The organism is Viscerimonas tarda (assembly GCF_054601255.1).
In genome coordinates this window covers 28,302-47,165 of the sequence record NZ_BAAHWV010000019.1, presented here as the reverse complement: position 1 = coordinate 47,165, position 18,864 = coordinate 28,302, and the positions used below count along the sequence as shown (strand labels likewise).

Annotated in this window: 16 protein-coding genes and 1 tRNA gene; 11 read left to right on the top strand and 6 right to left on the bottom strand. The window is 43.3% G+C overall.

Annotated features, from left to right (window positions below):
• Positions 1 to 88 precede the first annotated feature (88 nt).
• Positions 89 to 784: a tRNA (adenosine(37)-N6)-threonylcarbamoyltransferase complex dimerization subunit type 1 TsaB gene (gene tsaB / locus ACYPWY_RS09705; RefSeq protein ID WP_459685333.1), complete on the bottom strand. Its 696-nt coding sequence runs from the start codon at positions 782 to 784 to the stop codon at positions 89 to 91.
• A gap of 191 nt (positions 785 to 975) precedes the next feature.
• On the opposite strand from tsaB, the gene ACYPWY_RS09700 reads away from it, so the two are divergent.
• Positions 976 to 2,595, top strand: a complete 1,620-nt coding sequence (locus ACYPWY_RS09700; RefSeq protein ID WP_459685332.1) for a CTP synthase — start codon at positions 976 to 978, stop codon at positions 2,593 to 2,595.
• A gap of 27 nt (positions 2,596 to 2,622) precedes the next feature.
• The gene (gene yidC / locus ACYPWY_RS09695; protein ID WP_459685331.1) at positions 2,623 to 4,572 is read left to right on the top strand and encodes a membrane protein insertase YidC; all 1,950 of its coding nucleotides are present in this window, start codon (positions 2,623 to 2,625) and stop codon (positions 4,570 to 4,572) included.
• 236 nt (positions 4,573 to 4,808) lie between these two features.
• Here yidC and ACYPWY_RS09690 read toward each other — a convergent pair whose 3' ends face one another.
• Positions 4,809 to 7,205 carry a hypothetical protein gene (locus ACYPWY_RS09690; protein ID WP_459685330.1) on the bottom strand — a complete coding sequence of 799 codons (2,397 nt, stop codon included), beginning with the start codon at positions 7,203 to 7,205 and terminating at the stop codon, positions 4,809 to 4,811.
• Positions 7,206 to 7,540: 335 nt separating this feature from the next.
• Here ACYPWY_RS09690 and recJ point away from each other — a divergent pair, with 335 nt between their 5' ends.
• The 5 genes from recJ (at position 7,541) to pyrF (ending at position 12,644) form a co-directional block, all read left to right on the top strand.
• On the top strand, positions 7,541 to 9,262 hold the full coding sequence (recJ, locus tag ACYPWY_RS09685; protein ID WP_459685329.1) for a single-stranded-DNA-specific exonuclease RecJ: 1,722 nt from the start codon (positions 7,541 to 7,543) through the stop codon (positions 9,260 to 9,262).
• Between the two features lie 12 nt (positions 9,263 to 9,274).
• Positions 9,275 to 9,667: an acyl-CoA thioesterase gene (locus tag ACYPWY_RS09680; protein ID WP_459685328.1), complete on the top strand. Its 393-nt coding sequence runs from the start codon at positions 9,275 to 9,277 to the stop codon at positions 9,665 to 9,667.
• 506 nt (positions 9,668 to 10,173) lie between these two features.
• Positions 10,174 to 11,259, top strand: a complete 1,086-nt coding sequence (prfA, locus tag ACYPWY_RS09675) for a peptide chain release factor 1 (RefSeq protein WP_459685327.1) — start codon at positions 10,174 to 10,176, stop codon at positions 11,257 to 11,259.
• 10 nt (positions 11,260 to 11,269) lie between these two features.
• The gene (locus tag ACYPWY_RS09670; RefSeq protein ID WP_459685326.1) at positions 11,270 to 11,818 is read left to right on the top strand and encodes an ORF6N domain-containing protein; all 549 of its coding nucleotides are present in this window, start codon (positions 11,270 to 11,272) and stop codon (positions 11,816 to 11,818) included.
• 7 nt (positions 11,819 to 11,825) lie between these two features.
• Complete coding sequence (gene pyrF / locus ACYPWY_RS09665) at positions 11,826 to 12,644, top strand: orotidine-5'-phosphate decarboxylase (RefSeq protein ID WP_459685325.1); 819 nt, start codon at positions 11,826 to 11,828, stop codon at positions 12,642 to 12,644.
• Between the two features lie 68 nt (positions 12,645 to 12,712).
• Here the strand turns inward: pyrF and ACYPWY_RS09660 are convergent, their stop codons facing one another.
• Positions 12,713 to 13,708 (bottom strand): S41 family peptidase, encoded by a 996-nt coding sequence (locus ACYPWY_RS09660; RefSeq protein WP_459685324.1) that lies wholly within the window; start codon positions 13,706 to 13,708, stop codon positions 12,713 to 12,715.
• A 3-nt stretch (positions 13,709 to 13,711) separates the two neighbouring features.
• On the bottom strand, positions 13,712 to 14,476 hold the full coding sequence (locus ACYPWY_RS09655) for a glycoside hydrolase family 25 protein (RefSeq protein ID WP_459685323.1): 765 nt from the start codon (positions 14,474 to 14,476) through the stop codon (positions 13,712 to 13,714).
• Positions 14,477 to 14,834: 358 nt separating this feature from the next.
• Here ACYPWY_RS09655 and ACYPWY_RS09650 point away from each other — a divergent pair.
• Both ACYPWY_RS09650 and ACYPWY_RS09645 read left to right on the top strand, forming a co-directional pair.
• Positions 14,835 to 14,907, top strand: a tRNA-Pro gene (locus tag ACYPWY_RS09650).
• A 208-nt stretch (positions 14,908 to 15,115) separates the two neighbouring features.
• Positions 15,116 to 15,421, top strand: coding sequence for a DUF5053 domain-containing protein (locus ACYPWY_RS09645; protein ID WP_459685322.1), 306 nt, complete (start codon positions 15,116 to 15,118; stop codon positions 15,419 to 15,421).
• An 85-nt stretch (positions 15,422 to 15,506) separates the two neighbouring features.
• On the opposite strand, the gene ACYPWY_RS09640 is transcribed toward ACYPWY_RS09645, so the two are convergent.
• Positions 15,507 to 16,460 (bottom strand): stage II sporulation protein M, encoded by a 954-nt coding sequence (locus ACYPWY_RS09640; protein WP_459685321.1) that lies wholly within the window; start codon positions 16,458 to 16,460, stop codon positions 15,507 to 15,509.
• Between the two features lie 113 nt (positions 16,461 to 16,573).
• Between ACYPWY_RS09640 and ACYPWY_RS09635 the strand changes: the two genes are divergently transcribed.
• The gene (locus ACYPWY_RS09635; protein ID WP_459685320.1) at positions 16,574 to 17,296 is read left to right on the top strand and encodes an RDD family protein; all 723 of its coding nucleotides are present in this window, start codon (positions 16,574 to 16,576) and stop codon (positions 17,294 to 17,296) included.
• Positions 17,297 to 17,699: 403 nt separating this feature from the next.
• Here ACYPWY_RS09635 and ACYPWY_RS09630 read toward each other — a convergent pair whose 3' ends face one another.
• Entirely contained in the window at positions 17,700 to 17,828 is a 129-nt protein-coding gene (locus ACYPWY_RS09630) for a hypothetical protein (RefSeq protein ID WP_459685319.1), read from the bottom strand.
• Between the two features lie 379 nt (positions 17,829 to 18,207).
• Between ACYPWY_RS09630 and ACYPWY_RS09625 the strand changes: the two genes are divergently transcribed.
• The gene (locus ACYPWY_RS09625; protein WP_459685318.1) at positions 18,208 to 18,726 is read left to right on the top strand and encodes a hypothetical protein; all 519 of its coding nucleotides are present in this window, start codon (positions 18,208 to 18,210) and stop codon (positions 18,724 to 18,726) included.
• Positions 18,727 to 18,864 lie beyond the last annotated feature (138 nt).

Genomic DNA, 18,864 nt, shown 5'->3' with positions numbered 1-18,864 from the left:
TAAGACTCAACGAAGGGCAAACAATATACTGTACTCTCTATTTATAAGTCTTTGCGATTAGATTACCACAAGGGTTCTGTATTACCAGCTACCAAAGCCCCTTATTCTTAGCCACAGTAGCCACAAACTCTTTCAGATAGAAGGGTTCAAAATAGGCTATATCTACAAAATCACCTGCTGCGAATGCATCCTCGGCTAAAGCAACCATGTCGGAGGCTACCGGATACACATTCTCTAAAAACAGGGCGTTTTCGCTGCTCAGGTAATCTTTGCATTTATCTGCGCCATTGCCGAAGAACACCACTTGGTGTTGCAATAAATATTCACGATACGAATTTTCATCCACTATATCCGCTCCGATGCCTCTTACCGGCTCCAGTTGGCGGTTGTATATCCCTGCATACACTTCCATCCGGCGGGCGTCTATCATGGGGCAAAGGAGGGCATCCTCGGGTAATGAACTGTCTTTTACTGTTTTTGCAGCCATAATCAGCAAGGTATTCAGAGCAATTAAGGGCAAGCCCAAGCCGAAACACAGACCTTTGGCTTCGGAAACGCCTATTCGCAAACCGGTATAAGAACCCGGGCCGCAACTTACCGCCACAGCCTCTAACCGGATGTTATTCGTGCGCGTAAATCGAACGGCATTATCGACAAACACACCCAATAACGAAGCATGAGAAGGGCCATCGGGCGCTTCTTCTTTGTATATTGTGCCGCCATTGAGCGAAACAGCCACCGAGCAGGCCAGTGTTGATGTTTCTATGTGAAGAATACAGGGCATAAAACTTATAATTTTGCACAAAGATACGAAATTAATTTGCCAATATGATGATGTGTTTCGGATGTGCTGATTAGCAAATTAGCATATTGCCACATCAGCACATCAGCACATCAAATTAATTTTTCGTTTTACATTTATTTTTGTACTTTTGTACGCTTGTAAAGTAGTTTCAAATATAAAAAATTATAGTTGTGGCAGATACAAAATATATTTTTGTTACGGGCGGTGTTATTTCATCCTTGGGGAAAGGAATTATAGCATCTTCGCTGGGAAAATTATTGCAAGCCAGAGGATATAAAGTTACTATCCAAAAGCTGGACCCGTATATTAATATCGACCCGGGAACCCTGAACCCGTACGAACATGGCGAATGTTACGTTACGGTGGACGGCCATGAAGCCGATCTTGATTTGGGGCATTACGAGCGTTTCCTCAACCAGCCTACTCATCGCGATAACAATATAACAACCGGTAGAATTTACCAGAATGTTATTAATAAAGAGCGAAGAGGCGATTATTTGGGGAAAACCGTTCAGATAGTGCCTCACATTACGGACGAAATACGCCGGAATATCAAACTGTTGGGGTCGAAATACGATTACGATTTCGTCATTACCGAAATAGGCGGAACAGTAGGCGACATCGAATCGCTTCCGTTTATCGAAAGTGTACGCCAATTGAGGTGGGCTTTAGGGAAAAACTGTGTGTGCGTACATCTGACATACGTGCCCTACATTGCTGCCGCCAAGGAAGTCAAAACAAAACCTACTCAACATTCGGTGAAAAGCTTGCAAGAATCAGGTATTCAGCCCGATATGCTTGTGTTGCGTACCGAACATCTCCTAAGCAAAGACATTCTTCGCAAGGTGGCTCTATTCTGTAATGTGGAAGAGGACGCCGTAGTACAATCGGTTGACGTTCCTACCATATACGAAGTTCCGCTGATAATACAGGAACAGGGTATGGACGAAATCATTCTCCGAAAAATGGGTATGCCCATCGGTGAAAGACCTACCTTAAAATCGTGGCGGGACTTTCTCGACAAAAAGAAAAATGCTACCGAAACAATACGCATAGGCTTGGTAGGCAAGTATGTAGAACTTCCCGACGCCTACAAATCCATTAACGAATCGCTGTTGCAGGCCGCAACCTACAACGACCGGAAACTCGACCTGCAATTAATCCATTCCGCCAAAATAACCGAAGCCAATGTGGCCGGAATATTGGGCTCAATGGACGGCATTATTATTGCTCCCGGATTCGGACAACGTGGCATTGACGGAAAATTTGTAGCCCTGAAATACGCCCGTGAACACGATGTGCCCACGTTTGGCATTTGCTTGGGAATGCAATGCATGGTTATTGAATACGCGCGCAATGTGCTGAATCTGGAAGAGGCAAACTCCACCGAAATGAACAGCAATACTCCTTATAAAGTGATAGATTTGATGGAAGAACAGAAAAATATCAGCAATATGGGAGGTTCGATGCGTTTGGGCGCTTATAAGTGCGCTTTGCAGAAACATTCGCTGGTACACAAGGCTTATGGCAAAGACCTGATAGAAGAACGACACCGACACCGCTTTGAATTTAACAACGATTACCGGACTCAGTTTGAAGAAAATGGAATGAAATGCACCGGCACAAACCCCGACACAAATTTGGTTGAAGTAGTTGAAGCGCCCGGTCTGAAATGGTACCTGGGCGTACAATTCCATCCCGAGTATAACAGTACGGTGCTCTCCCCCAACCCCTTATTTATGAGTTTCATCAAGGCTGTGGTTGAAAACAAAAAAGAAACAAACAAATAAATAAAACACTAATTTTTAGATTTTACAATGGATAAAAATACAATCATTGGATTTTTACTTATAGCCGCCGTTGTTGTTGGATTCTCCCTTCTCAACTCTCCTTCCGAAGAAGAACTTGAGCGCGTCAGGGTGGAACAAGAGCAAAGGCGGTTTAACGACTCTATACAACAAGCACAGGCAAGTCAATACGCTCAGCCGGAGGCTGTTAACGATTCGCTTTCAGCAACTGTTCCCGGGTCGGAAAATACAAATACAACGACTGATTTTTTTGAACCGGTACAAGTTCAGGAAGATACAATTAGTTTAACTTCGTTCGATTCGGCGGCAGTCGCTCGTCCCGAGGCAGAACTGGTATCGCTCGAAAATGAGGCGCTGAAGCTGAACTTTTCGACAAAAGGCGCCTATATTGCCAGCGCCCAACCCAAAGGCTACCTGACATATACGGGCGATTCGCTCTATTTGTTCAACAACGATGCCGCTTTTTCGCTGGAACTGGAAAATAAATCGAGCATTAAACTGAATACGGCTGACGCCTATTTCGCGCCAATAGAAACCGGGGATAGCGCCAAGTTGACCCTCAGACTGAACTACTCCGACAACAAGTATATCGACTTCATCTACACTTTGGAGCCTAACAGCTACATAGTTAAGTTCGACATACAGGTAGTGGGTATGCAGGATGTGCTAAGCCAGACCAGCAAAAAAGAATTTGTATTCAGTTGGCTACAAGACCTGAGAAGGCAGGAAAAAAGTATCGACAACGAGCAGCGTTACAGCAGCATATATTATAAGTATGCCGGTCAGAATGTGGAAGAATTGAGCGAAAGCAAAGATATTAAAGAAGAAATCTCCGCGCCGGTAAAATGGGTGGCCTTTAAAGACCAGTTTTTTGCTTCGGCGTTGATTGCCGATGCCGAATTTAACATTGCCGTGCTAAATTCAAGGCTTTTAACCGGTTCGGACGACTACCTGAAAAAATACGAAGCTACTTTATACACTACTCCCATCGAAGGAGTTGATGGCACGCTGAGTATAGGCTTCAGGTACTTCTTGGGGCCTCTCAAATACTCCATGCTTAAAAGCTACGATGATGATCAGTCGGACGCTTCTCAAATACTCAATCTGGACGAATTGGTGCCCCTGGGATGGAGCTTATTCCGCTGGGTGAACAAATTTTTTGTTATCCCCTTGTTCAATCTGTTGAACAAAACAGGGTTTGGCTTGGGTATTGTCATCCTGCTGCTGACCGTTCTGGTGAAATTAATCATCTCCCCACTGACATACAAATCGTACATGTCATCGGCCAAAATGCGCGTACTGAGGCCGCAAGTAGAAGAAATAAACGCCAAATACGCCAAGCAAGATCAGGCTGCCGAGCGGCAACGGGCAACGATGGACTTGTACAACAAAGCCGGAGCAAACCCCATGAGCGGATGTATTCCCATGCTGTTGCAATTCCCTGTTTTGGCGGCCTTGTTCAGTTTCTTCCCGTCGGCCATAGAATTGCGCCAGCAAAGTTTTCTTTGGGCGAACGACTTATCGACTTACGATGCCATTTTTGAATGGAATACAAACATCCCGCTGTTATCCAACTGGTTGGGTAATCACATCAGCTTGTTTTGCATCCTCATGACGGTTACCAATATTGTTTACACCAAATTCAATATGGATGCCACCAATACCGGTCAGCAACAAATGCCGGGTATGAAGTGGATGATGATGCTTATGCCGGTCATATTCCTGTTTGTGCTGAATAACTATCCTTCGGGGCTTACCTACTATTATTTCTTATCTACATTGATTACTATCCTGTTAACGCTCGGTTTCCGCTACCTTATCGACGAAGAAGCCTTGCTGAAAAAACTGGAAGAAAATAAGAAAAAGCCCAGAAAGAAATCAGGTTTCATGGCACGCATAGCCGAAGCACAAAAACTTCAGCAACAACAAGCCAAAGCCGCTGCAAAAAAGAGAAGATAAATCTTCTCTCTCTTGAATGGGAATAATATGCCAATGTGAATAATAATTGGGGCAACGCTATTTCGATACGCCCCTACATAATGTTGATTGATAGGAGATTGCGGGTCGGAGCTCGCAATGACAGGTGGGTCGAACAATTCATTGTCAATAGTCGCGGCACGCCACGACCCTACATTCACATTATTCCCATTGGCATATTATTCTCATTATTTTCATCAGCACATTAGCACATTATTCTATCGAATCATCATCCGTTTTTCCTTATACGGAACCGGATAGGCCGAAATCCATACTTCGGGCTGGAGGTTTAGGAAGTCTTTGTTGTATCCCATGACAAACACTTCTATTTTCTTGTTTTTCATGCTATCATCCAAGGGGAAATAATAAGTGAAGTTGGCGTTGGAGGCTGTCCGGCTAGTGGAATCTTCCCAAGCGTTAGAGCGATAGGACTTGGCGCGGGAGGGTGCGCCAACCAATTTTCCATCCACTTTGAGGGCGGCATAAGCGCTTTCATCTCCATGTTTGCCGTTGATGGCTACCGACAGGTAACTGTTTTCGGCTACCTCGTCCAGCACAAACGAGCTTGTCCACAAGGCCTCGCATTTCATCTGTTGCGAATCGGTAAACAAATTACTGGCACGAAAAGCCGAAGGGTCAACTTTTCGCCCCTTGTAATAAACTTCAATTTCCGAAATGGCATCGGGGTAAGGATTCAATTTCAGGTAACGGAGCGAGGTATTTACCGGAATATTCATCCGTGTGCCACAAATGTATGTAATTGTTCTCCAGCTCTTTAAATCGGAAGACAGTTGAGCGAAACGACCTTCATCCGGCAACAGCGGCCTCAAGCGGTAATAGTCTTTTACTTTGACAATTATACTGTCAACGGCCTGTTCTTTTCCCAAATCCAAGCGTAAACAAGCGCTTTTAAGTACATCACGGTTCTTCCATCTTTCGGCCCAAAAACCGGTTTCCATGTCTCCATCAAACAGGTATTTATCCCATACGCCCCTGTCGATAAATGTCGCTTGATTGAAAAAGGCATCCCGCGCCGCTTTCACCACCGGAATCTTAGTTTCGCCCGATCGGTTTAACGAACGGACTTCCAGCGCGTTATTGTCGGCGGCAAAAACGGTAGCTTCGTACAAAGCCGAAACATCTGCGGAAAATTCGGTGCGGGACAAATCGGCCAATTTCCGGTGATAGGGATGTTTCAAAACCTCGCCTTCAAATTGGATATTGACGGATTTCCCCGAAGCCAGGGCGGGAACAGCTTTCCCATCAATGGATACGCTTTTAGCAGAAAATCCTTTCGGCAACTTAATAGTAGCCGAAGTACCCGGCAATCCCAACAGGCGAATCTCAACCGGTTTCCCTGGAATATTTTTGACTACCTCATAATCAACCCCCTCAATACCGGGTTCGTCGTTGTACTTCTCATTGCTCGAAGCAAAAAGTAGCAACGAACGAAATGCAGGAACCTTTATGTTTATAACATCGCCGTATTTATACGTCCCCACCATTTTTTCCACCGGATGAAACTGGCGAACATAAACAGCTTTGCCTTTGGTCAGGCCGATTTCTTCGTTCAAGCGTACCGTTTGTTCACGGTCGTTCCAAGTCAGGTTTCGCAAGGTAATCAGGCGGGTTTCGGCATCACCGCGCGAAACCGGATAGCGTCCGTAGGAATCGGGCAACACCATTCCGTTGACCAATATATCCCTGAATTTGCGGTGAAGGTTGTAAATCCGCGCCAATTTGGGAAACTCGTCATCGGACAATAACCAGGGGTTTCCGTATATTTCGGGAGCAAGAATCAGCGAACGGTTGAATGCCTGCAAAATAAGGTCATCGTCCCAATAATCGAGGCAGGAGGACAAACATACGCCGTGGTCTTCCGTCAAGCGTTTCAGGCCGGGAACCAGTCCGCGAGCCAGCGTGCCGGCACGGTTGTGAGGAGCCGTTACATTGTTGCTCACATGTACATCCACGTAGGTTTCCTGTCCTTCCCAAAGAAAAGTAGTGGCATAGGGCAAGCCTTCGTACAGTTCCAAACGGTGATTCAGCAGGATTAAATCGGGAGAGTATGAGCGTGCTTTTTGCATCATCTCGATAAAATAATTCGTTTTATCTTTCCGCAAGCCACCACATACGCCGTCGAACTTGAATAAAGCCCATTCGTAATCGCGGCAAAGCGCCACCATTGTTTCTATCCGCCCAGCAGCTTCCTGAGGCGTATTTCCGAACCCGTCGGGGCCGCCCCAACTACCCAGGCGCGTATTCATATTTTTCGCTTTCCGGTAAACAGCATCCAATCCCTGTGGAAATTTCGACTTGAAACGAGCCGATTTGGTGGTTCCATAGAAATTATTCCCATCAATCAATCCGGCATCGAAAGCGTAGATGTCCAGCGTCATGCCGTATTCCTTGTTCAACCACTCAAAAAAATCGAGGTTAATCGAGGTTTGTTGTTCCGTTGGGCCTTCGTTGGTGTTGTTTATCCAGCTAAAGTACTGGGAACGGGAAGGTGTTTTTTCGTCGGCTCCGGCAATGGGATAAATCGGTTTTTTCTGTGCCGAAGATAGTTGAAAAAGCATTAAAAAGGCACATAAATAAAAATAATTAGTCTTCATGGTTTTTTTGTTTTTTACATTATATTGGTACAAATCCGTTTGAATGAGACTGTACCGAACTGTTTATATAGCTTGAACTGTATTTTCCACGCTAAAGTACAAAACTTTATATATCAATCAAACTTTTCGGATAATATCTTTGTTTTAGCTTATAGTGTAACGAAACACCAAAAAAAGTTTAACTTGTTTGTTAAAGACAACATAATAATATTATCTTTACATGTTAAAGCTGCCGGAATTGGCGGCAACCCTTGTGTTATGGTGTATCATGAAACACATAACAACCTGAGACAGAGCGTCTCCCCTTGTGATAGAAGAAAGAAAAACAATATATAATGATTTACAAATGGAATTACGAACCCCTAACAGAACAAAAAAAAGAAGAAAGAGATAACCTGGCAAAACAACTGGGTATAAATCCTATCCTTTGTCAGCTACTTATACAACGTGGGATTACTACAGTCGAAGAGGCTGAGAGATTTTTTCATCCCAACTTAAAAGACTTGCACGATCCGTTTTTATTACCGGATATGGCAAAAGCGGTACAAAGAATAGAAAAAGCTTTAGGGGAAAAAGAGCGCATATTGGTCTATGGAGACTACGATGTAGATGGAACTACGGCTGTTGCTCTTGTTTACAAATTTCTGAGAAAGTTCAGCTCCAATCTTGATTACTATATTCCCGACAGGTACGACGAAGGGTATGGTATATCGGAGCAAGGCATTGATTATGCATCCGAAACCAATGTGAAATTGATTATTGCTGTCGATTGCGGCATAAAAGCTATCGAAAAAGTGTCGTATGCCAAAAGCAAAGGCATTGATTTTATTATCTGCGACCATCACATGCCGGACGCCATTCTACCCGATGCGGTGGCCGTTGTTGATGCCAAACGTCCCGATTCTATCTATCCTTACGAACATCTTTCGGGTTGTGGCGTGGGCTTCAAGCTAGTACAGGCATTGGCCTACAATAACAAAATCAAATTCTCGGAACTAACCGAATTACTCGATTTGGTGGCCGTGAGCGTGGCTTCGGACATAGTACCCATAACGGGCGAAAACCGCATATTGACCTACTACGGGCTAAAACAACTCAATTCTAATCCAAGTCTCGGACTGAAAGGGATTATCAGTATTGGCGGACTGAAAGGCAAAACCATCACTATCAGCGACATCGTTTTTAAAATCGGACCGCGAATCAATGCATCGGGACGAATGATGAATGGCAAGGAAGCAGTCGATCTGCTGTTGTCGAGCAGCATAGAAGAAGCCCTGATTAAAAGCGAGAACATCGACCATTATAACGACGACAGGCGGGAACTGGATAAACGGATAACCGACGAAGCAAATACCTTTATCGACGAGTCGGTGGTTATAGAGGACTACAAAAGCATTGTTATCTACAACGAAAACTGGCACAAAGGCGTTATCGGAATAGTGGCCTCGCGGCTCACCGAAAAATACCACCGTCCGGCTGTCGTCCTCACCAAATCGAACGACCTGATTACAGGTTCGGCCAGGTCGGTCATGGGTTTCGACATCTACAAAGCGATAGAAGCCTGTAAAGATATTCTCGAAAACTTTGGCGGGCATACTTATGCCGCCGGCTTATCGCTCAAAGAAGAAAATCTGGAAGAGTTCAAGCGGAGGTTTGAGGAGCTGTCGGTCAAAGAAATAGCGCCCGAAATGATGCGTCCGCAAATTAATATTGATGCCATGCTCGAATTTAAGGACATTGACAACAAATTTATGTTCGACCTCCTGCGCTTCGCCCCTTTTGGCCCCGATAACCTGAATCCGATATTCACCACAAAAAATGCGATAGATTACGGCACAAGCAAGCTGGTGGGAAAACAATCGGAACACATCAAGCTCGAAATGATTGATATTACCTCGGCTCAACTTTTGCACGGCATAGCTTTCCGGCAAGGCTCGAGTTTTCCGCTGGTAAAGGGCGGCTCTTTCGAGATATGCTACACCCTCGAGGAAAATGTGCACAACGGTAAGACAAACACACAGTTATATGTGAAAGATATAGATAACGGTCAACTATAAAAAACGAAAATAATGCAACCGCTGTTCTCTTATAAAATGAAAGTTCGCGATTACGAATGCGACGCCCAAGGTATAGTTAACAATGCCAATTACCAACATTATTACGAAGTTACCCGCCACGAATTTTTGGAATCGTACGGAATCAGGTTTTACGACATACACCTGCAAGGCATTGATGCCGTGGTATCGCAGGTGAATATAAAATACCGGAATTCGCTGCACGGCGGCGAAGAATTTTGGTGTACGGTAGATTACGAAAAGAAAGGCATCCGCTATTTGTTCAAGCAACAAATCATACGCGTATCCGACAATGTGCTATGCTCCGAAGCTGTGATAGAGGTGGTTACCTTGGTCAACGGTAAATTGTCGAAACCCGATTATTTCGACAAAATCTTTGATAAATAATGTGCCAATGAAATAAAAAAGCCTGTCATTGCGGGCTTGCCCCCCCTGTTTGGCGCAAGTTTCTAACTTGTGCCTGTAATGTAGAAAGTTTATAACTTTCGGTAGTTGAAAACTTGCGCCAAACAAGAGGTTGCGAATATAACACATTGCTACTGAGGTTGTTTTGTAATTGAAATTAGGTGAAAATGAGGTTATAATAAAAGGACAAAGGGCAATGCCATGCGTTGCCCGGTCGTTATTTACATCGGCACATTGTCTTTGCTAACCATTAACCTCTAACCATTGGTTATTAATTTCATTATTCACATTTGTACATAGGGCAAACCATGAAAAAGTCCGAATAAGCTAATGCTCAAAGGCTTTCAGCCTTGGCCTGACGGCTATATTTTCATTATTCTTATTGGCATATTAGTCTCATTATTCACATTCCCCCATTATTCTCATCTCTCTCATTGGTACTTTTCAGTTAAAACCGTATCTTTGCAAATAATCTCAGGAAAAAATAAATGTCTCAAACTTCCCTTTTAGAAAAGCTGGACGTTCTGGTTATCCGTTTTGAAGAAATCGGAACATTGATAACCGACCCGGATGTTATATCCGACATGAAGCGTTATGTGAAGCTGAATAAAGAATACAGCGACTTGCAAAAGATTGCCGCCGCCCGAAAAGAATACTTGCAGGTATTGACGAGCATATCCGAAGCAAAAAAAATACTGGACAGCGAATCGGATTCGGAAATGCGCGAAATTGCCAAAGAAGAACTGGATTCGGCTTCCAAACGCTTGCCATTGCTCGAAGAAGAAATAAAATTTTTGCTCGTACCTTCCGATCCTCAAGACAATAAAAATGCGATTGTCGAAATTCGCGGTGGAACGGGTGGCGATGAAGCCGCTATTTTTGCAGGCGACCTCTACCGCATGTACACAAAATACTGCGAACTTAAAGGCTGGAAAACCGAAGTTACCAGTTTAACGGAAGGTTCGGCGGGAGGATACAAGGAAATTATTTTTACCGTAACGGGAGAAGGGGTGTATGGTATTTTGAAATACGAATCGGGGGTGCACCGCGTTCAGCGTGTTCCTGCCACCGAAACGCAAGGCCGGGTGCATACTTCGGCGGCGACCGTTGCCGTGTTGCCCGAAGCCGAAGAGGTTGACTTTGAACTCAATCCTGCCGATGTGGAGATGCAGACAGCGCGGTCGAGCGGGGCCGGCGGGCAAAATGTGAACAAAGTAGAAACAAAAGTGCAACTGACCCATAAACCAACAGGTATGGTGGTTGTGTGCCAGCAAGCGCGCTCGCAGTTAGCCAACCGGGAACTGGCCATGCAGATGTTAAGGACGAAACTCTACGATATAGAGCTGTCGAAATATCAGGCCGAAATAGCTTCCAAACGGAAGACAATGGTATCAACCGGCGACCGTTCGGCTAAAATTCGCACCTACAATTATCCGCAGGGACGCGTTACCGATCATCGCATCAACCTGACGCTGTATAATTTATCGGCAATAATAGACGGCGATGTTCAACCAATTATCGACCAGCTGATTGTGGCCGAAAATACCGAGCGATTGAAAGAAAGTGAATTGTAAAAAAGAAATAATGGAGTTATCGGTTATTGAAAATAAAATATACGAAATCAGAGGTGTAAGGGTCATGTTTGATTTCGACTTGGCGGAAATGTATGGAATTAAAACAGGTCGCCTTAAAGAACAAGTTCGTCGCAATATTGAGCGTTTTCCATCAGATTTCATGATTGAACTCAACTTGGATGAATGGAAAAACTTGAGAACGCAATTTGCGTTCTCAAGTTGGGGCGGTAATCGTTATCTCCCTTATGCATTCACAGAGCAAGGAGTTGCAATGCTTTCTTCTGTCCTTAGTAGTAAGCAAGCTATTGAAATAAATATTAATATCATGCGTGTATTTGTTGCTGTACGAAGTTATCTTGTACAACAAAAAATTGCGCCCAAGGAAATTGAAGAACTGAGACAACGCATTGATGATTTGGAAGATTACAACAAAATAACCGACGAAGCTATTTCCGATTTGTATATGTCTTTGACGGTTTTGGCGGAAAAAGCATCCGATACGCCGATACGACATCGTAATACTGTCGGTTATGTAAAACCAAAAAATATTGATAAATAACTGATTTATGACAAAGCAAGAACTCATCAACAACATAAGGAGTAAAAAATCATTCCTCTGTGTCGGTCTCGATACGGATATTAATAAAATTCCCGAACATTTATTGAGCGAGGAAGATCCTGTTTATGCCTTCAACAAAGCTATTGTAGATGCTACCGCTCCTTACTGCGTGGCTTATAAACCCAACGCGGCTTTTTACGAAAGTATGGGTGTGAAAGGTGTTTGGGCGCTGGAAAAAACAGTAGAATATATTCGCACAAAGTATCCCGACCAGTTTATTATACTCGATGCCAAACGCGGCGATATTGGCAATACATCCGACATGTATGCGGCATCGGCTTTTAAGCACCTGAAAGCGAGCGCAGTTACGGTAGCGCCATACATGGGCGAAGACAGTGTGAAACCTTTTTTGGCTTACAAAAACAAGTGGGTGGTACTTTTAGCCCTGACATCCAACAAGGGTTCCCTCGATTTCCAGCTGACAAAAGACGAAAATGGAGAACGATTGTTTGAAAAAGTGCTGAGAAAATCGCAGGAATGGGGAACCGATGAACAGTTGATGTATGTGGTAGGCGCTACGCGTGGCGAGATGTTTGCCGATGTACGGAAACTGGCTCCACACCACTTTCTGCTTGTACCCGGAGTAGGCGCTCAGGGTGGTAGTTTGGCCGAAGTGGTAAAATATGGCATGACAGACGAATGCGGCTTGCTGGTAAACTCCTCCAGAGCAATTATTTATGCCAGTAACACAGAAAATTACGCTAAAGCAGCACGCGAGGAAGCTCAAAAACTTCAGGCCGAGATGGAAGGGTATTTAGCCCCCTAAATCCCCCTAGGGAGACTTTAAAAGCCTCCCCTACGGGGAGGTTGGAGGGGCTGTCCCCCACGGGGGATTCAGGGGGCTAAATACTTGCGTGCCGCCTCAATAATGGAGTCTCTTCTCTTGTTTTTGTCGGAAGTCAACATGCTGACCTTTATATCGGGGTCGATGCCAAATTCTATATGTTCTCCTTCGGCGTTGGTCATGGGCGATGCCGAAAAGCGTACCGACCAGCCGTTTGGCAATTCGGAACTAAAGGGTAATCCGCTGCCTCCACCCGTTTTATCGCCTATTATTACGGCATTCGGGGCATACTTCATTGCATTTACAAAATCGTTGGTTGCGCTAAAGCTCCGCCTGTTTGTGAGGATTGCCACCTTTTTCTGATAACGTAACCTGCCCGACGGTTCGATATACCTTTCGTAAGGTTCCGAGAAATCGTTGTGCCCTTTTCCGGTTTTGTGGGTGATGTAACCTATCAATGTTTTTTCGTTGAAGAAGCGGCTGGCGATTCGTTCGGCGTTAGTCAAAACGCCACCGCCGTTATTTCTGACGTCAAAAATAATGCCATTGCAGACGGCTAAACGGTCCAGTACCTGATCCAGATTGCCTTCCCCTACTCCATCCGAAAAACTTTCGTAGTAAACATAGCCGATATTGTCTTCTAACACTTTGTATTTCAGACCGCCAGCAATCCTGTAATCCGTTCCGATGTAAATTCGCTGTATTTTTTCGTCAAAATTGTCGGGATAATCTTCAAACCACTTCCAATAACGCGCCATATCGTAGCTGGTAGCCAAATTCACATGTCCGTCTTTGACCTCGGCAAGCATTTGCCCCAGCACATCGAATAAGGCTTCGTTGCCCATATCTTCGCTGATTCGCTCCGCATACTTGTCGTGTATTTCATTCCAGTCGATGTCTTTGTATTCAAAAAAGCAATACCTTTCATCCATGATTTTCCACAATGCTTCAAAATTTCCTTTTTTGCTGTTGTCGAAGTCTTCTTCCTTAAAACAAGAAGTCAGGATAAAAGCCAGACAAAGCATATAAAGCGTTATTTTCTTCATGGCTTAAGGCATTAATATTTTATTCAGTTCTTCGTACGAGTAGCGATAATAGTTTAAATCAATGTCGCCTTTAATTCCATCCAATTTCCCTTTGTGCGAGAATTGCCAAATCATCCAATTATCAATACCCGAAGGTTCAGCGCTCAAATCGCATATCCACAACGGATTATCGAAGAAGTAATCTTTTATGTACAGGCCATAGCATTGTTTATTTGTATAAATCACCGGATGTACCCCATAATACTCGTACAGTTCGTTTTCGAGCGCTTTCAATTCTTTTACAACAAGCTGTGTATAAACGGTATCGTGGCTATGCGGATTGTCGGGTGAGTGTTCAACATCAATGGCCGGTAATAAATCGCCCGACTCGCATCTGGCGGTTTTGATAAAATGCTGTGCCTGTTTTTTCCCCGAAGCAGCAAAAAGGTAGAAATGATAACTTCCGGCTTTGATGTTGCTTTTCTTGGCCGATTTATAATTGTAGAGGTAGTTCCGGTCTTTGTGCGAAACGCCTCCCGTTGCTTTCATATACACAAAGCCAATGTTTTGTCCGGTTACTTCGCTCCAATCTATTATGGGATTGTGATGCGACAAATCGACGCCGCGCACCGTAAATCCCACTTTATTGAAAGAAGTTGCCTGCTTGAATTTCTTCACATAAATATAGTAGCCAACAGCAAGAATTGAAATAGCTATTACTCCTAAAATCACCCAATTAACACTGCGGCGAGTTTTATTCTTCTTTTTCCGTGTCCTTTTTTGCGGCATTATTACCAACTAATTTATATGCAAATATAATATTTTAATGGATAGTTTACAAGTTCCCCCCAGGGCAAACGCATGAAAGAATTATATACCGTTACCCCGAAGGGGTTGAATGTTTGCTCTGTGTGCTAATGAGAATAATTGGCACGAAGCGACTATAAACTGACTGTCATTGCAGGCTTGACCCGCAATCTCCCGAGTATGGAACAAAATCGGAGAGACTTGCTCGCGCTTGGGGGATTGCGGGTCAAGCCTGCAATGACAGAAAGAAAAATAGTCTCGGCACGCCACGACATACATTATTCTCATTTATTTTTTTCAGTTTTCAGTTTTTTATCTATCTTTGCAACGCATAAAAAAGCGGGATGTAGCACAGTTGGTAGCGCGCCACGTTCGGGACGTGGAGGTCGGACGTTCGAGTCGTCTTATCCCGACAAAGAGCATATAATTAATTGAAATATAATTAATTGTATGCTCTTTTTTGTTTCTTAGGCTTAAAATAATTGCTTGAGATAAAAATCTTTGCTGGAAAGCTTCGATAATAACAAAATGGTTATTAAATTTGTATTGTCAAATTAGAAATGGAACTAAAATGAAGAAAGTATCAAAAGAAAATAAGAAATAAATGCCATTGACATCGAAATGAAAAAATTGGCTATTGAACAAGGTTCTGATGAAGCGTTTATTTCAGATATGCAGGAGCGAAATGATGAACTGAAAGAGTTAGAATTACGCCAAAAATTACAAAATGTACTACCGATTATATCAGTTTCTTATTTAGCAAAAAACTATTTTAATAAAACGCCTCAATGGTTCTACCAACGCCTGAATGGCAATGTAGTGAATGGGAAACAGGCATCATTCAATAAAGCAGAAATCAGCACATTGCAAAAGGCTTTAACCGAAATATCGGAGGAAATAAACAAGTCGGTTGCATTTTTAATTTGACATTCAAAGTCAATCGGCCTTGCCCCGCCCATTATCGGCGGGGTTTTTCTATCTCCCCTCCAATACCTCCTTCACTATAACACCCCTATCCCACTTCCCGCAAATGCACCCTATAAGGATAATAGAAGAAATAATAGCCGATGAAGCTGGCCGACAGGCCAATGATTGTCAGGTTGAAAGCGATGGGTATTTCGGTTAAGCGTGTCAGGAAGCTTTCGATAAAGGCGGCTACTATGAAGACGGGGATTAATCCGACCACAATTTTCAAGGCATCCTTAGCTGCTTTTGTCAGGGCATACAGTCTCGGATAGCTTTGGGGGAACAGGAGGCTGTTTCCCAGCGCCAATCCTGCTCCGCCGGCAATGATAATAGCGGATATTTCGAGCGTGCCGTGGAGCCATATCGACAACATGGAAGTCGTCAACAGTCCCTTTTGGTAAAAGAAATACTGAAAAGCGCCCAGCATAACCCCATTGGAAAACAGGATATAAACGCTCCCGATGGAAAACAGAATGCCAAAAATAAAGGCTATGAAAGCAACCTTAATATTATTGCTGGAAATCATAAGAAACATAGGCGCCGATTCCTCAGCCTTATAAACAGCCATCGGGTCTCCTTTATCAATATTCTCCAAGGTCTGATTCACGTACGAATCACCCAGTATCAATCGCACAAAACCGGTATCCTGACTGGCGGAAAAGGCGCCCAAGGTAAAACCCAATAAGAGAAAAAGAAACGAATAGAACATAAGCTTGCGCCGCTGATACATAACCAGGGGAAGTTCCTCCTTCCAAAAACGCCAAAACCGTCCGGCTTCTCTTTTCCGGTGCTTGTAGATGCCCATAAAATATTTTCCGGCCAACCTGTTCAGGTATTTTTCGGTCTGTGAATCAGGGTAAAAAGTTTTTGCATACGAGAGGTCATCGGTCAATTCTATAAAGTTATTGGCGAGGTCGTCGGAGGACGGGTCGTTGTATCCTTCTTTTTCGATTTTTACCCATTTATCTTTGTTTTGCTTTATAAAAAAGGCTTCTCTCATGTCCGGTCGGCGTATTAAGTTACCTGCAAAGATAGTTCTTTGCAAAAAAGGGCAAAAAGTTATTGAAAAATATTTTACTTTTGTAAACTCAATTAACTATACATAACACTCGAATGCCAATTCAGATACAAACAACTCAAAACGTAACCCTTGATATGCGCGCTGCCGGATTAGGCCCCCGCATTTTAGCCACTTTATTGGATGGCCTTTTTATCATGATATGGTTCATTGTCTGGCTGGTAATAATACTCTATTCGTTCAGCAACGAGGATATAATGGTCTGGCTATTTTTAATCGCCTGTTTGCCCGTTGTTTTTTACGACCTGCTGTTCGAGATTTTCAACAATGGACAAAGCCCCGGCAAAAAGATACTGAAAATAAAAGTAGTAAACATAGATGGAACTACCCCCTCGGTTGGTAGCTACCTCATACGATGGCTGTTCCGGCTGGTCGATTTTACATTAACCAACAGCATCCTCGCCGTTGTCTTAGTGGCTGCTACCGAAAAATCGCAACGATTGGGCGACATTCTGGCCAAAACAACCGTTATCAGCCTCAAGCCCGAAGCAGGTAGCTACCAACCGAGCATTCCCGATTTGGATTTTCACGACAACTATACGGTAGTTTACAGCGATGTACTGGAGAAACTGACCGACAAGGACATAGCTACCATCCGTGCAGTACTGGAAAATTACAGGTACAACAGCGACCCCGACACACTCCGGTATTTAGCCAAAAAAGTAAAGAAAACAACAGATTATTCTTACGAGGGAAGCGACCGCGCCTTCCTGAAAAAAATCATAGACGACTACAATTACCTTTCGGTACAATATTAATGGGAATAATGTGCCAATATGCCAATGAGAATAATGTGCCAATATGCCAATGAGAATAATGTGCTGATGTGAATAATGTAGGGGGTTCGTAGGGGCGTATGGCATACGCCCGCTGCCGCGAACGGGTTGCTACGAATATATAATTAGCGTTGATTGTCAGGAGATTGGCTAAGGCCGATTTACGCTCCGCTCCAATTGCGGGTAGGAGCCCGCAATGACAGAAATAGAAATGGTCGCGGCACGCCACGACCCTACATTATTCACATTGGCATATTGGCACATAATTCTCATTGACACATTTAAAAATTTATTTTCCTATGGCAAACGCATGAAAAATTTTATAGCTTATACCTTTCCTGATATGAGCAGGAGATTCCTCCCTTTGGTCGGAATGACTCGCCTGTTAGTGGTTTAAGGGATGAGGAAGCGGCGGCTTCGCCGCCGCTTCCTCATCCCCTCTCCCAAAAAGGAGACAGTCATTCCGACCAAAGGGAGGAATCTCATCCGCAATAGTGGTTCTAAAATTTTTCATGCGTTTGTACTGTTTATTTTTCCCTTATCGCTTTTACTTCTTCACATATTTACCTATCTTTGCCCATGTCATGGGACGAACCGGCAAAGCGTTGCTAAGCCCTTGATTTATTACATATTTATTGAAGCGTTTTAGCTTTATCCTTAATTTGAAAACGACCAATTTTTACACAGAAGGATAAGCAGTTTGCAAACGTTCATGCTTCGCGTATATACTCTACGTATATATCCGCTAGGCGTGGGGGTAACTGTTTATTTCTGTGTGGGTGCTTGGTCGTACCTCAAATTAGATAAACTGAAAGTTCCCACGCTTCCGCATTTTATAACACCTTCATTCGGGGAATTGGTGAATACACACATTTATGAGAATTAAAAAAATCATGAAATCTGTTATACTATACCTCGTCTTTTTATCAGTTATGCTCATTGGTTGCTCCGATAATAATCGTATTTCGGATGATTATTATTTTGTGAACAGCGATAACGATACTTTATTATTATTTCCAACAGAGGAAATTATCTTATTACGAAATGGTAAATCGTATTATTTAAGACAAGATATTATTGATATTAATTATTCGTATAGGGACATCAGGAATCAGTATAAGGATTACCATAATAAGAATAATTTTTTGACAGTTTTTTCAGCATACGGAAGCCCGTATAGATTATTTGATGGGTATATAAGTATGATTCCTGATATAAAAACTGATAAAATCAGCATTTTGGAACTTGCCATTTTTCATCCTGACTTTTTAGTGGATGAAAAATTGGATTTATATTATAGCATCTTTTTTTGTTTTGAATACACAGAAGAATACAAGAGGAAAGCAAAAGAGATGCTTTTTAAAGAGCGTAATCTTTCAAAGGAAATTTTAAAAACAGACGGAATTTATTAAAATTTTGTGGTTCGTAGGGGCGTATGGCATACGCCCAACACACGATATTCACAATTGATGGGATGATGAAATATTTGCGCGTCTCGACAGTGCGTGTGTAGAGACGTGGCGCGCCACGTCTCTACTGAGAGGTTGTGC

Bases quoted from the DNA above. Each gene is read 5' to 3' on its own strand.
- tsaB (WP_459685333.1), bottom strand. From the start codon at position 784: ATGCCCTGTATTCTTCACATAGAAACATCAACACTGGCCTGCTCGGTG.
- yidC (WP_459685331.1), top strand. From the start codon at position 2,623: ATGGATAAAAATACAATCATTGGATTTTTACTTATAGCCGCCGTTGTT.
- ACYPWY_RS09690 (WP_459685330.1), bottom strand. From the start codon at position 7,205: ATGAAGACTAATTATTTTTATTTATGTGCCTTTTTAATGCTTTTTCAA.
- recJ (WP_459685329.1), top strand. From the start codon at position 7,541: ATGATTTACAAATGGAATTACGAACCCCTAACAGAACAAAAAAAAGAA.
- ACYPWY_RS09680 (WP_459685328.1), top strand. From the start codon at position 9,275: ATGCAACCGCTGTTCTCTTATAAAATGAAAGTTCGCGATTACGAATGC.
- prfA (WP_459685327.1), top strand. From the start codon at position 10,174: ATGTCTCAAACTTCCCTTTTAGAAAAGCTGGACGTTCTGGTTATCCGT.
- ACYPWY_RS09670 (WP_459685326.1), top strand. From the start codon at position 11,270: ATGGAGTTATCGGTTATTGAAAATAAAATATACGAAATCAGAGGTGTA.
- pyrF (WP_459685325.1), top strand. From the start codon at position 11,826: ATGACAAAGCAAGAACTCATCAACAACATAAGGAGTAAAAAATCATTC.
- ACYPWY_RS09660 (WP_459685324.1), bottom strand. From the start codon at position 13,708: ATGAAGAAAATAACGCTTTATATGCTTTGTCTGGCTTTTATCCTGACT.
- ACYPWY_RS09655 (WP_459685323.1), bottom strand. From the start codon at position 14,476: ATGCCGCAAAAAAGGACACGGAAAAAGAAGAATAAAACTCGCCGCAGT.
- ACYPWY_RS09645 (WP_459685322.1), top strand. From the start codon at position 15,116: ATGAAAAAATTGGCTATTGAACAAGGTTCTGATGAAGCGTTTATTTCA.
- ACYPWY_RS09640 (WP_459685321.1), bottom strand. From the start codon at position 16,460: ATGAGAGAAGCCTTTTTTATAAAGCAAAACAAAGATAAATGGGTAAAA.
- ACYPWY_RS09635 (WP_459685320.1), top strand. From the start codon at position 16,574: ATGCCAATTCAGATACAAACAACTCAAAACGTAACCCTTGATATGCGC.
- ACYPWY_RS09630 (WP_459685319.1), bottom strand. From the start codon at position 17,828: ATGAAAAATTTTAGAACCACTATTGCGGATGAGATTCCTCCCTTTGGT.
- ACYPWY_RS09625 (WP_459685318.1), top strand. From the start codon at position 18,208: ATGAAATCTGTTATACTATACCTCGTCTTTTTATCAGTTATGCTCATT.